Source organism: Streptomyces sp. NPDC040405 (genome assembly GCF_055595765.1).
The window spans coordinates 156,120-169,798 of record NZ_JBVIVI010000017.1; the positions used below are offsets into that span (position 1 = coordinate 156,120).

At 73.6% G+C, this 13,679-nt stretch carries 8 protein-coding genes; 5 read left to right on the plus strand and 3 right to left on the minus strand.

What is annotated here, in order from left to right; translation table 11 throughout:
- Positions 1 to 323 precede the first annotated feature (323 nt).
- Positions 324 to 2,411, plus strand: a complete 2,088-nt coding sequence (locus ACZ59A_RS40840) for an asparagine synthase-related protein (RefSeq protein WP_470969819.1) — start codon at positions 324 to 326, stop codon at positions 2,409 to 2,411.
- A 286-nt stretch (positions 2,412 to 2,697) separates the two neighbouring features.
- Positions 2,698 to 6,336, plus strand: a complete 3,639-nt coding sequence (locus tag ACZ59A_RS40845; RefSeq protein WP_470969854.1) for an AfsR/SARP family transcriptional regulator — start codon at positions 2,698 to 2,700, stop codon at positions 6,334 to 6,336.
- 168 nt (positions 6,337 to 6,504) lie between these two features.
- On the opposite strand, the gene ACZ59A_RS40850 is transcribed toward ACZ59A_RS40845, so the two are convergent.
- Positions 6,505 to 7,326 (minus strand): TetR/AcrR family transcriptional regulator, encoded by an 822-nt coding sequence (locus ACZ59A_RS40850; protein ID WP_470969822.1) that lies wholly within the window; start codon positions 7,324 to 7,326, stop codon positions 6,505 to 6,507.
- 306 nt (positions 7,327 to 7,632) lie between these two features.
- Here ACZ59A_RS40850 and ACZ59A_RS40855 point away from each other — a divergent pair, with 306 nt between their 5' ends.
- Positions 7,633 to 9,003, plus strand: coding sequence for an NAD(P)/FAD-dependent oxidoreductase (locus ACZ59A_RS40855; RefSeq protein WP_470969825.1), 1,371 nt, complete (start codon positions 7,633 to 7,635; stop codon positions 9,001 to 9,003).
- Positions 9,004 to 9,238: 235 nt separating this feature from the next.
- Positions 9,239 to 11,176, plus strand: coding sequence for an ATP-binding SpoIIE family protein phosphatase (locus ACZ59A_RS40860; RefSeq protein WP_470969827.1), 1,938 nt, complete (start codon positions 9,239 to 9,241; stop codon positions 11,174 to 11,176).
- Between the two features lie 34 nt (positions 11,177 to 11,210).
- Here the strand turns inward: ACZ59A_RS40860 and ACZ59A_RS40865 are convergent, their stop codons facing one another.
- Entirely contained in the window at positions 11,211 to 12,518 is a 1,308-nt protein-coding gene (locus tag ACZ59A_RS40865; protein WP_470969857.1) for an MFS transporter, read from the minus strand.
- Positions 12,519 to 12,666: 148 nt separating this feature from the next.
- Here ACZ59A_RS40865 and ACZ59A_RS40870 point away from each other — a divergent pair, with 148 nt between their 5' ends.
- The gene (locus ACZ59A_RS40870; RefSeq protein ID WP_470969830.1) at positions 12,667 to 13,218 is read left to right on the plus strand and encodes a MarR family winged helix-turn-helix transcriptional regulator; all 552 of its coding nucleotides are present in this window, start codon (positions 12,667 to 12,669) and stop codon (positions 13,216 to 13,218) included.
- A gap of 200 nt (positions 13,219 to 13,418) precedes the next feature.
- Here ACZ59A_RS40870 and ACZ59A_RS40875 read toward each other — a convergent pair.
- A partial coding sequence (locus ACZ59A_RS40875) for a hypothetical protein (protein WP_470969832.1) occupies positions 13,419 to 13,679 on the minus strand: 261 nt, incomplete at its 5' end.

The following is a 13,679-nucleotide window of genomic DNA, read 5'->3' on the forward strand; positions in this document are numbered from 1 at the left end:
CTGCGCGTACACGTCTTGTGCACGCGCCTCGTACGCGCGTCGGCGTCCTTGCGCTGTTGTGCGCCCCAGTCGTGGCAGCATGGGCCACGGCGGAACGGTGCGTCGTGACCGGTGACGGTTCCCTCCTGGGCTTCCTGTGGACGCCTGCCCGCGGGGGCCGCACGGTGTGATCAACTCCTGGGATTCCCGCGGTCATCTGCGGTCAAGGGACATCCAAGAGATCCACGTAGTTGTCCGGTTCGATGTCGAAACCGTCAACATGCTGTGCATGATGGCACCTACTTCTTGGATGCCCTGGATGCCCACAGCCTGTGGAGGCGGCGATGCGGTGGTTGGTGGGGTGGAGCAGTACCGCATCCGGCCCGGTCCCCCCGGAAGGCCGTGCGATCCAGCCGGTCGGTGCCCAGCTCCTGTGGTCCGACCCCGATCCGCTGTGGGCGGTCGGCGACTGGCGCCCCGACGAGGTGCGCGTCGTCCAGGCCGACCCCTTCACCCGGCTCGCCGTCTTCGGCTGCTGCGGTGCCACTGACGAGGAACTGCGGGTGGGCCTGTTCGCCGCCCGCGGCGGCGCCCTGCGTCACCTCACGGCCTGGTCCGGCAGCTACACCGCCGTCGCCCAGGTCGGCCGCCGCATCACCATCGCCGGTGACCTGGCCGGTGCCCGGCCCGTCTTCCACACCGACTGGTCCGGCGGTACCGCGTATGCCACCGCCGCGCTCCCGCTCGCCGATCTCATCGAGGCCCAGCTCGACGTGAGCCACCTCGGCGCGCTGCTCGCCTGCCCCGACTCCCCGGAAGCCGTCGGCGACGGCACGCCCTATATGGGCGTCAGACGGGTGCCGCCCGGACACGCGCTCGTCCTGCGCGACGGCGCCCGCGACATCACGGGCTACGAGCCCACCGCCTCGCTCGCCGTCGCCGCGCAACCGCTCGACCAGGACAAGGCCGTGGAAGGCGTACGGGACGCCCTGCTGGAAGCCGTACGCGCCCGCCTCACCGCACCCCGCCACGCCCCCGCCACCGAGGGCCTCGACCCCGGCCCGGTCCCCGGCATGGGCCCCGCCGAACGCCGGGCCGCCCGCGGTGCCCCGGCCCCCGGCATCGGCGCCGACCTGTCCGGAGGCAGCGCCTCCGCCACGCTCGCCCTGCTCGCCGCCGGACTCCCCGGCATGCCAGGCACCCTCCTCGGCCACGGCACCGAAGCCGGTGAACGCCTGCTCGCGGTCACCTTCAACGACCTCGCCACCACCGGCGGCGCCCGCACCCGCGAGGCCGAACTGGAACGCGCGGGCGCCATCGCCGCCAACCCCCGGCTGCACCACGTGGTCGTCGCCGGAGGCGAAGAGGCCCTCCCGTACGCCGCCCTCGACATCGGCGCCCTCACCGACGAACCCGGCCCCTCCCTCGTCATCGCCGAACGTCACCGGCGCCGCCTCGCCGCGGGCAGCGCCGACCACTTCGTCGGCCACGGCGCCCGCCAGGTGCTCGACGCCCACCCGGCCCGCCTCGCCGACCTGCTGCTCGACCGCCGCAGACGCCATCTGCTGCGCCCGGCCACCGCCCTCGCCAAGGCCGACGGGCCCAACGCCCACTCCTTCTTCGTCCCCTTCACCGTCTACCGTGCCGCCCGCCGACTGGCCCGCACCGCCTACCGGGACGGCGTCCAGGAGGCCGCCGCGCGGCTGCTGGAGCGCCGCTTCACCGACGACGGCGCGGGGGTGGCCGCCGGAGCCGTCTCCGCCTCCCTCGCCTCCCTGGCCTGGTGCCGCCCCGGCCCCGCCGCCCGCTGGCTCACCGGGGAAGCCCTCGCCGAGGTGTCCGTCCGCCTGGAGGAGGCGGCGCTGCGCCCCGTCCTCCTGCGCCGCCCCGGCGAACGCCGCGCCGACGCCGCCCTCGCCCGCTACGCCGCCGACCACCGCGTCTTCGAGCAGGCCGCGGAGGTGCGCAGCCAGCGCCTGCACGCCCCCTTCCTCGACAACCAGGTCGTACGGGCCTGCCGCGCGCTCCCCGAAGCCCTGCGCGTCCAGCCCGGAGCGCGCGCCTCCGTCCTGCGTACGGTCCTCGCCGGAGCGGGCATCCGCGAACTCCCCACCGGCTGGGGCGCCACCTCGCACGCCGCCCACGCCGCCTCCGTACGGGCCGGACTGCGCACCTGGATCGGCGACCTCGTCAGCCTCTTCGACGCCCCGCTGCTGGCCGACGCCGGGCTCATCGAGGCCCGCGTCGTCCGCAAGGCGCTGCGCGCGGCGGCCGAGGGCGAACGGCTGCCGCTGGACGGCTTGGCCGAACTGGTCTCCACCGAAGTCTGGCTACGCCGCCTCCTGGCCCGCCGCGGCACCTGCTGGACCGGCACGGCAGCCCCTCGCCAGCGCGCGGTGGCGGGCGGGGTGGTGCCCCGACCCACGCTGTGACGACGCGTCTGCCGTCGCGCTGTCCCGGCGGCCGGGGTTCGTCGCTCCGTCGCGCGGCGGTGTGCCGAGACGCGGTGCGCCGAGACGCGGTGCGCCGAAATACCGCGTGCCGTGATGCGGCGTGTCGTCATACGGTACGTCGGGCCGGGCACTGGGCCGCCCGGCCCGTCGCCGTCGCTGCGCCGCCGCCCGTGCGGATGCCCGCACCGCCGTGCGGTCGTCCGTGTGTGCGACCCGCTCGTGGTGGAACATCCCCTTCCACGGCAAACCTAGGAGAATGACCGCCGTGCGGTATCTCATCCTCGGCACCACCGAAGCGCGCGACGAACGCGGGAACCCGCTGCCCCTCGGCGGCCCCCGGATCCGCGCGCTGCTCGCCGCGCTCGCCCTGCGTGCCGCGCGTCCCGGGCCCATACCCGTCGACGTGCTGATCGACGAGGTGTGGGCCGCCGACCCGCCGCACGACGCGCCCGCCGCGCTCCAGGCGCTGGTGGGCCGGTTGCGGCGGGCGATCGGGCGGGAGGCCGTGATCTCCTCGCCCGGCGGCTACCGTCTCGCGACCGCCGTACCCCGGGACGACATCGACCTGCTGCGCTTCGAGCGGCTGGCCGACGACGGCATGCGCGCCCTCGACGCCGGTGACCCGCACACGGCCGCCACCACGCTCCGGCGGGCGCTCGCGCTGTGGCGCGGACCGGCGCTCGCCGATCTTCCGGAGCGGGACGCGGCCGCCGCCCGCGCCGAGGCGCTGCGGCTGGCCGCGCTGCACCGCAGGATCGACGCCGACCTCGCCCGCGGCCGCCCGGCGGACGTCGTTCCGGAGCTGCGCGAACTGGTCGCGGACCATCCGCTGGACGAGACGTTCCACGCACAGCTGATCCGCGCGCTGCGGGCCGCCGGGCACTCGGCCGACGCCCTCGCCGCGTACGAGGAGGTCCGCGGTCTGCTCGCCGAACGGCTCGGCACCGACCCGGGTACGGAGCTGCGGGCGCTGCACCGGCAGCTGCTGGGCGGGCCGGTGCCGCCCACCGGCCCCTCCGGCCCCACGCCGCGGCCGGAGGCACCGGCTGTCGACCGCGCCCTGGACCGTGACCTGGACCGCGCCTCGGACCCCGCCCCGGACCCCGCCCCGGACCGCGACCCCGACCGTGAGCCCGGCCCCGCCCCCGGCCAAGCCCCGGACCGCCACCCCGACCGCGACCCGCGCCCCACCGCGCCTCCGGCGCTGCCCGGCAACCTCCGATCCCGCCTCACCAGCTTCGTCGGCCGCCAGGGCGACATCGGCGCCCTCCGCGGGGACCTGGACGGCTCCCGGCTGGTCACCCTCACCGGACCGGGCGGTTCCGGGAAGACGCGGCTGTCCGAGGAGGCCGCCGCCACCGTGACGGCCGCCTACCCGGACGGCATCTGGGTGGTCGAGCTCGCCTCGCTGGACGACGCCTCCGCCGTCCCCGGCGCCGTCCTGAGCGCCGTCGGCCGCCGCGAGACGACACTGCTCGCCTCCGGGCTCGAAGGCCGGACCAGCGGGGCGGACGCCGTCGATCCGACCACCCGCCTGGTCGAGCACTGCGCCGACCGCCGCCTGCTGCTCCTGCTCGACAACTGCGAGCACGTCATCGACACCGCGGCCCGGCTCACCGAGGCGCTGCTCGCGCGCTGTCCCGGCGTGACCGTGCTGGCCACCAGCCGGGAGCCGCTGGCCGTGCCCGGCGAGACCGTACGGCCCGTGGAGCCCCTGCCGCCCGCCCCCGCCCACCAGCTGTTCGCCGAGCGTGCGGCGACCGTACGGCCCGGCTTCGACCCGGCCGGGGACCCGGACACGGCGGCGGCCGTCGCGGAGATCTGCCGCCGCCTCGACGGACTGCCGCTGGCGATCGAGCTGGCTGCGGCCCGGCTGCGGCTGCTGACCCCGCGGCAGATCGCCGACCGCCTCGACGACCGGTTCCACCTGCTGACCAACGGCAGCAGGACCGCCCTGCCGCGCCAGCAGACCCTGCGGGCGGTGGTCGACTGGTCCTGGGACCTGCTGGACGAGCGGGAACGTACCGTGCTGCGCCGGGCGTCGGTCTTCGCGGGCGGCTGGAGCCTGGCCGCGGCGGAGGCGGTCTGCGCGGACGTACCGGGGCGTGAGGCCATACGCGCCGGAGCGTACGGCTCCACGCACGCCCCCGCGTACATCTCCGCACCCTCCGACGCCCCCATAGCGGCCCCGGAGGTGCTCGACCTGCTCGGCGCGCTGGCGGACAAGTCGCTCCTGGCCGTCGAACACCCGCCGGGCGGGCCGATGGACATACCGGGTGGCGGACCGGGCGGCGGGCCGATGGGCGAGGCCCGCTACCGCATGCTGGAGACGATCCACGAGTACGTGGGCGAGCGCGCCGCCGAGGACGCCGCCGCCCGCGCCGACCACGCCGCCGCCTCGGCCCGGCACATCGCCCACTTCCGGGACTTCGCGCGCGCCGCCGAGCCCCGGCTGCGCTCAGCCGAACAGCTGCCCTGGCTGCGCCGCGTCGAGACCGACCTCGACAACATCCGGGCCGCCCTGCACCGCTCCCTGACCGCCCGCGACGAGGACACCTCGTTCGCGATCATCCTCGCGATGGGCTGGTTCTGGTGGCTGCGCAACTATCGCGACGAGGGCGCCGCCTGGGCGCACCGGGCCCTGTTCCTCGACCACGCACCGGACGACACGCCGGACGGCGGCTGGGCAGTGGACGTCCCGTCCCCCGTCCCCGACGGCACCGACGGGGACGACCCCGCCGCCACCCGCTACTGGGACCGCATGGACCTGAGGCTGCTGCGGTTCTTCATGCTCGCCGACACCGGTCACAGCCCGGACCTGGAGGACCCGAAGACGCGGCTGATCGCCCAGCGCATCCGGGACGCCTACGCAAGCCATCCGGGCCCGCGCAGCGCCCGCTTCCCCGGTCTGCTGTGGCCGTTCGCGGGGTACATCCTCGACGGCCACTCCGCGGTGGCCCCGCTGATGGGCACGGCGCTCGCCAACTGCCGCGAGTACGGCGACGACTGGTCACGAGGCGTCACGCTCATGTTCCGCATGCACCTCGCCATCGACACGTCGAGCGGTATCGAGCGCGCCGAAGGCGACTACGCCGAACTGCGCGAGCTGAGCGCACGCGTCGGCGACCGCTGGATGCTCGCCCAGGTGGAGGGCGCGGGGGGCGAGATGGCCACGCTGCGCGGCCGGCTCACCGAGGCGCGCGCCGCCTACGAGGAGGCGCAGCGGCTGGCCCGGGAGATCGGCGCGCACACCGAGGTGCCGTTCCTCATCACCCGGCTGGCCGACCTCGCCCTCAACTGGGGTGACATCGAGGGCGCGGCGAAGCTGCTGGACCACTCCGAGCAGGAGGCCGAGCGCTGGGGCGCCCTGGACGTCCGGGCCTTCAACCGCCTGCTGCGCGGCCACATCGAGCTGCTCCGCGGCGATCCGGCCGAGGCACGGGCATGCTGCGACGACGCCCGGCGGTGGGCGGCGAAAGCGACCCCGCCGCCGCTGTTCTGGGTCGTGGTCCAAGGCTTGGAGGGCCGGGTCAGCGCCGAGGAGGGCGATCCGTGGGGCGGGCTGCGCACGCTGCGCGACACCCTGCGTCTGGGTGTCGAGGTGGGCTGCACGGAGGCGCTGCTTGCCTATCAGGCGGAGTGCGCCGCGTACATCCTGGTGCGGCACGGGCATGAACGGCCCGCCGCCCGGCTGCTGGGAGCGGCCGACGGCTGGCGCGGTCGGCTGCCGCGCACCCCGCTGGTGCTCGCGGAGGCCCGGAAGACCGAGGCGCGGGCGGGTGCAGCGCTGGGCCCCGCCGCGGCCGGGAAACTGCGTGACGAGGCCACGGCGCTGACCGTCGAGGAGGCCATCGGCCTGTTCGACGAGGTCCTGGCCTCATCCGGAGCCGATCCCGCCCACTGACACCGACCGGGCCCCGGAACGGCATGCGGAAAGCAGCGGAAAACGGGGGCGCATACGTTCACCCGCACGGGGAAGACGCGCACCACGAACCCCCGACGCCGTTCGCCGGGCAGAACGCACCCGGCGAACGGATCGATCAGGAAGTGCTCAGGAGGTGGCTCCCCCCGGTCACCTCATCGGCCGCGACCGAAGCCCGTCCAGCAGGATGTCCAGCAGCCGGGCCGACGCCGCGGCCTGCTGCGCCGCGTCCGGCAGCGACGGCGCGGCCGTGGCGATCACCAGCAGTACATCGGCGACCGTCACGTCCGGGCGCAGCTCACCCGCCGCCCGCGCCCGCTCCACGAGTTGCCCGACGACCTGCAGCAGGGCCGCCGCGCCCGCGTCGTCCGGTTCGGCCTGCGGCATGCCCGGCTCTTCGACCAGCCGCAGCTCCGGCTGCGCCGCACCGGCCGACGGCACCGCGGCCGACTGCACCGCGGCCGACTGCACCGCGGGCGGCACCGTCGCCGGCACCGCCGGCATCGCCGCCGACTGCGGCGGGCCGGCTAACGCCACCTGCCGCTGCTGCGGAACCCGGATCTCCGTCTCCGCGTCGACCCCGACCCGCAGCACCTGCGGCGGCAGCAGCCTGCCCGCGCCGGACGCCACCGAGGTGCGCAGGAACCGGGCCAGCGCGGACCACGGCTCGTTCTCCTGCCCCAGCGCCGACCGTGCCTGATCGGTGAGCCTGGCCGTCTCCTCCTCCGCTATGCGGCGGACGAGGACGTCCTTGCTCGGGAACCGCCGGTAGACGGTGCCCACTCCGACCCGCGCCCGCCGCGCGACGTCCTCCATCGGAGCCCCGTACCCCAGCTCACCGAAGACCTCGCGCGCCGCACGCAGGACATGTTCCAAATTGCGCTGCGCGTCCACGCGCAGCGGAGTGCTCCGGCCGCCGTTGCCGTCCGAGGACGCGACGGCTGCGGACCATGACGAACCCTGAAGGTGCATAAGTGATCCCCCGGTAATGACGTCTCCCCCCGGAGACTCCCCGCCCTGTCAGTCGGGGCAGTCACAACCCCGACGAAGTACGAACATAGTTGAGCCCAGGTCAAGAATGAAGAGGGTAGGTCGGGACAGACCGTCCCCCAACCGGACCACCGGGCCACCTTACCCCGCCTCCCGGGCCGTCCCGTCCCCTGTGACCATGCCCTGACCTGCGCACATTCCCCACTCCGTGCCATGGCCCGGCCCTGGGGCACCTCCGAACCTCCGGTCACACAATTCGTCGGGGCTGTGGACAAACCGCGGTCGTGCATGCCTCATGGGAGGGTGAAGGAACCAGCGCGCATTCTCGTTGTCGGCGGCGGTTACGTCGGGATGTACACCGCGCTGCGCCTCCAGCGGAAGCTCAAGCGGGAGCTGAGGCACGGCGCCGTACAGGTCATCGTGGTCGATCCCGAGCCGTACATGACCTATCAGCCCTTCCTGCCGGAGGCGGCGGCCGGATCGATCTCCCCCCGCCACGTCGTGGTGCCGCTGCGCCGCGTCCTGGGCGACTGCCAGGTCATCATCGGCGAGGCGACCGCGATCCATCACGGCAAACGCACCGCGACCATCAGAACCCTCGCCACCGAGGAGGAGGGCACCGGCTCGATCGAGGTCCACTACGACGAGCTGGTGCTGGCGCCCGGATCCGTCTCCCGCACCCTCCCGGTCCCCGGCCTCGCCGAGACCGGCATCGGCTTCAAGACCGTCGAAGAGGCCATCGGGCTGCGCAACCACGTCCTCGAACAGCTCGACATCGCGTCCTCCACCCGCGACCCCGAGGTCCGCGACTCCGCGCTGACCTTCGTGTTCGTCGGCGGCGGGTACGCGGGCGTCGAGGCGCTCGGCGAACTGGAGGACATGGCCCGGTACGCCGTTCGCTACTACCACAACATCGCGCCCGAGGACCTGCGGTGGATCCTCGTGGAGGCCACCAACCGGATCCTCCCGGAGGTCGGCGAGGAGATGGGCGTCTACGCCGTCCGTGAGCTGCGCAGCCGCAACATCGACGTACGGCTGGAAACCCGCCTCGACTCCTGCCAGGACCGGGTCGCCGTACTGAGTGACGGCTCGCGCTTCCCCAGCCGCACCCTCGTGTGGACCGCGGGCGTCAAACCGTCGCCCATCCTCGCCTCCACCGACCTCCCGCTGAACGCCCGCGGCAGACTCACCTGCACCGCGGCGCTGCAGGTGGACGGCGTGGAGCACGCCTGGGCCGCCGGGGACGCCGCGTCCGTGCCGGACCGTACGGCGGCGGAGCCCGGCGCCGTGTGCGCCCCCAACGCGCAGCACGCCGTCCGCCAGGCCAAGGTCCTCGCCGAGAACCTGCTCGCCTCGCTCGACGGCCGCCCCCTCACCGACTACGAGCATAAGTACGTCGGCTCCGTGGCCTCCCTCGGCCTCCACCGCGGCGTCGCGCACCTGTACGGCCGCAAGCTGAAGGGCTATCCGGCCTGGTTCATGCACCGCGTCTACCACCTCAGCCGGGTGCCGACCTTCAACCGCAAGGCGCGGGTGCTGGCCGAATGGATCCTGTCCGGGCTGTTCAAGCGCGAGATCGTCTCGCTCGGATCGCTGGAGAACCCGCGCGCGGAGTTCAAGCTCGCCGCGGACACCGGACGCCATCCCGAAGCCAGTTGACCCCGTCGGGGCGGAGCCGGGAACTCCCCTCCCACGATCGGCGTCTCACGGATGTCAGACCGGTCGGCCACACTGGACGTGTGACCATGGGTGGGCTCGTATCTGCAAAGAGTGACAATCGCGAGGATTCGGAAGTTTGCTGCATTCCCCCGGGGGCCGTCCCCCGCACCCGCAACCCTCTCCCCGATCCCGCGCCGGCGCGCTGCTCAGCCACCACCCCACGAGGTAATCCGCAGTGAACTTCACGCGCTGGAGCGCCCGGCTCCCCCGAACGCAGCGACGCATCGCCGCGCGGTCCGACCGTGCCGCGCGGCGTCCGCAGCCCGCAGCGGGCGGCGGCTCCGTCCCGGCCGCCCGCGGCGAGCGCACCGACCCCTCCGCCGTCGGCGAGCCGCCGCTGCCGGGAGCGCCCGGCACCGCCCCCGACGACCCGCCGCCCGCCGCCGTCCCGACCCTCGACGGGCTGTCCGTCCACGACGTCCTCGGCCAGGTCCCGGCCCTGGTCGCGGTGGTGTACGGCCCCGAGCACCGCATCGCCTACGTCAACGACGCCTACGCCGACCTGTTCGGCCACCGGACCCGCGGCGTCCCCGCCGGACAGGCCCTGCCCGAGCTGCGTGAGCTGGGCCTGCTGCCGCTCATGGACCAGGTCCTGCGCAGCGGCACGCCCCGTACGGTCAAGGCGCGGCGCGTCCCCGCGGCGCCCGAGCCCGGAGCCACGGAGCCCGGAGCCACGCCGGGCACCGGGGGCGGCCCCGAAGCGGCGGCCGCTGGCCGGTCGCGGCACGGGTACTACACCTTCACCTGCTCGCCCATCGAGATGGCCGCCCCGGCCCCCGAACCGGCCCGTGCGCCCGACCCGGTGCCCGCGCCCGCCCACGACGGGGCCGTCCCCGACGGCGCGCTCCCCGTGGCGGCCGCGCAGACCACCATGACCGACCCCGTGACCGACCCCGAGGAGGCGGCCGAACCGGTGCGCGGCGTGCTCGTCTTCGGCGCCGACGTCACCGACCAGGTCGAATCCGCCGAGCGACTGCGCGCCAGCGAGCGGCTGCAGCGCCAGGCCGCCGTCACCCTCCAGCGCAGCCTCCTCCCGCAGGAGCTGGAACAACCCGACGACCTGCGGGTCGCCGCCACCTACCAGCCCGGCGGCAAGGACGCGGCGGTCGGCGGCGACTGGTACGACGTCATCACCCTGGGCGCCGGTCGCACCGCCCTCGTCATCGGCGACGTCATGGGGCGCGGCGTCCGCGCCGCCGCCGTCATGGGCCAGCTGCGCACCGCCGTGCGCGCGTACGCCCGCCTCGACCTGCCCCCGCACGAGGTGCTCCAGCTCCTCGACGGACTGGCCGCCGAGATCGACGCCAACCAGATCGCCACCTGCGTCTACGCCGTCCACGACCCCAATGAGGGCCGCCTCGTCTACGCCTCCGCGGGCCATCTGCCGATCCTGGTCCGCGACCCGGACGGCACCGTGCGCCGCGCCGCCGAACCCACCGGCCCGCCGCTGGGCACCGGAGGCTGGCTGCACACCTCCGGCTCCGTCCCGCTCGGCCCCGGCTCCAGCGCCGTCCTGTACACCGACGGGCTGGTGGAGCGGCGCGACAAGGACATCTACGACGGCGTCGCCGCTCTGGAGCGCGTCTTCGCGGGCGCGACCGGCTCGCCCCAGGTGATGTGCGACCGCCTCATCCGGGCGCTCGGCATCACCGCCGCGCACGACGACGACGTCGCCGTCCTGGTCCTCCAGCACCCCGCCCGCACCGGCCATGACGCGGAGCTGTTCCACAACGCCGCCCTCGACCTCCTCGGCGGCGTGGAAGCGGCCCCGCGCGCCCGGGCCTTCGCCTCCGGCGTCCTCGCCAGCTGGCGCTTCCCCATGGAGCTGCGCGACCTGGGCGTGCTCGCCGCCAGCGAGCTGGTCGCCAACTCCCTTCAGCACGGCACGCCCCCGATGCGGCTGCGGCTGCGCCGCACCGACCGGCGGCTGATCATCGAGGTGACCGACGGGGACGACCATCTGCCGCGCCGCCGCCGGGCCGAACCGGTCGACGAGGCCGGGCGCGGCATCTCGATCGTCGCGACCATCGCCTCCTCTTGGGGCTCACGCCGCACGCCGGGCGGCGGAAAGGCGGTGTGGTGCGAATTCGCCCTCCCCGCCGGAGCCCCATAAGACTCCGGTGGGAAGGGCGGGGGTGCGGCGGCCGTCAGGCCGCCGTGGTCACCGGAGCGGACGACTCCGAACGCGGCGCGGGCACCGAGGCACCGGCGGTCCCGCGCAGCGGATTGTCCTGCCGCGCCGACAGCCGCCTGCCCAGTCGCAGCGCGAGCACCGATATGGCCAGCGAGCAGACGATCAGGACCGCGATGTACGCCCCGTACAGACCGGCACCCGCCATCAGCCCGCCGACCGCCGGGCCGACCGCCAACGCCAGCTGCTTCACCAGGGAGAACGCCGCGTTGTACTGCCCCAGCAGGGATGACGGCGCCAGATCGGCCACCAGCGGCGCGACGGTCGGCGACAGCATCGCCTCGCCGAGACCGAAGAGCGCGTAGGCCGAGATGATCGCGGCCGTGCCCATGGCCTGGCTGCCCGGCACCAGACCGGCGGCCCCGGCCGCGGCCCACGCGACCGTCCACACCAGCCCGACCAGCGCGATCACCCGGCTGCGCCGCCGCCGCTCGACCAGCTTGAGCACCACGAACTGCGCCAGCACGATCGCCGCCGTATTCGCCGCCAGCGCGACGCCCAGCATCGCGGGCGAGACATGGGCGACGTCCACGGCGAACGCCGACAGCCCGGACTCGAACTGCCCGTAGCAGGCGAAGAACAGCACGAAGCCCAGCACGCACAGCTGCACCATGGCCGGGTGCCCCAGCAGGGCGCGCCAGCCGCCCGCCCCACCGGCGGACGCGTCGGTCGGCACCGCGCCGTCGAGCGTCGGCCCCTTCGGCAGCCGCACGGTCGCCACCGCGGCACCCAGCACCAGGAACATCACCGCGTCGATCGCGAAGAGCCGCACGAAGCCGTCCGGGGAAGAGGTGTCCACCAGCAGCCCGCCGAGCAGCCCGCCGACGCCCAGCCCCAGATTGCTGAGGAAGAACTGCATGGCGAAGGCGCGCGAACGGGTCGCGGGCGTCGAGCACCACACGATCAGCGTGGCCAGCGCGGGCTGGATCACCGCCATGCCCGCACCGAGCACCCCGGCCGCGGCGAGGACCAGCGGCACGCTCGCCGCCAGCCCGAGCCCCAGGGATCCCACGGCGGAGGCGAGCGCACCCGCGACGGCAACGGACAGCGGCCCCCGCCGGTCGATCACCCGACCGGTGAAGGGCAGTACGACAAGCGCGGCCACCGCGAACATCGCGAGCACCAGGCCCGCCGTATGCGCACCGAGATCCCGCACCTGCGCCACATAGACGAACAGGAACGGGACCGTGAAGCCGTTGCCGAACGCGCTCAGCGCGTTGCCCAGTTGGATCCGGCGCAGAGCTGCGCCCATCGCGGTGGTCACACTCACCTACCTAGGTCGAGAAGGGTCGTACGGAGTGGAAGGAAGCCCGCGTACTCGAAGCCTGAAGACTTCGAAGCTAAACTTCGACATTTAAGAGTACATGGCGAAGAAGTTCAGTGCGAACGAGTTACGTGTCATACTCCGCACCATGGCTGAGACCCCCGACCCGGACGACCTGCTGACCCTCGAGGAGCAGATCGCGGCCTACCAGCGCGAGTTCCAGGACCTGGACCCGCAGGTGGAGCAGGTCGTCAACGCCCTGAGTCGGCTCACCCGGCGGATGAACGTCGCCTACAGCAGGCAGTCCTCGACCCTCGGCATCAGCAACGTCGAGTTCGAGGTCCTCAAGGCGCTCGTCCTGTCCGGCTCCCCGTACCAGCTGGGCCCCGGCGAACTGGCCAAGCGGCTCGGCCTCACCCCGGCCGCCATGACCCACCGCATCGACCGCCTGGTGAACGAAGGGCTCGTCACCCGGGAGCGTGATGAGAACAACCGCGTGCGCGTCATCGTCGAGCTGACGACCGGCGGACGGGAGAAGTGGCTGGAGGCGATGCGCCGGGCATCCGTCTTCGAGGAAGAGCTGCTCCAGGACCTGTCCTCCCGCGAGCGCGGCGCCCTCGGCGAGATGCTCACCCGCGTCCTGCGCCGGGTGGAGGAGACCCAACCGGACGCCGACGGACGGCTGAACGACCTCGGTTGAGGCATTCGGCCGACACGGGTTGACACCGATCAGACCGATCCGTAATGTTCCCCGAGCTGCCACAGAGCCGTAACGGTTCACCGGTACGCACTCGAGCCGCACCGGCGGCAAACCACTCTGCACGGCCCCCAATCGGGAACGACTTCGGCATGCCGAAATCCGGACCGAAAAGCTCGATTATGAGCTTCCGGGGGAATCCGCTAAAGTGGTGGACACGCCGGAAGGCGCGAAACACCCCGCTCCAACAGGGGGCCGGAAACGGAATTCGGACCGGAAACGGAACGGAAAACGGATCTGGTAAGGTTGGAAACACGAAAGGCCGGAAAGCCGAAAGGCAGGAAGGCCCGGAAGGAAAAGCCCGGAGAAACCGGTGATACGGTTTCAAAGGAAGCGTCCGTTCCTTGAGAACTCAACAGCGTGCTAAAAGTCAACGCCAGATATGTTGATACCCCGTCCATACG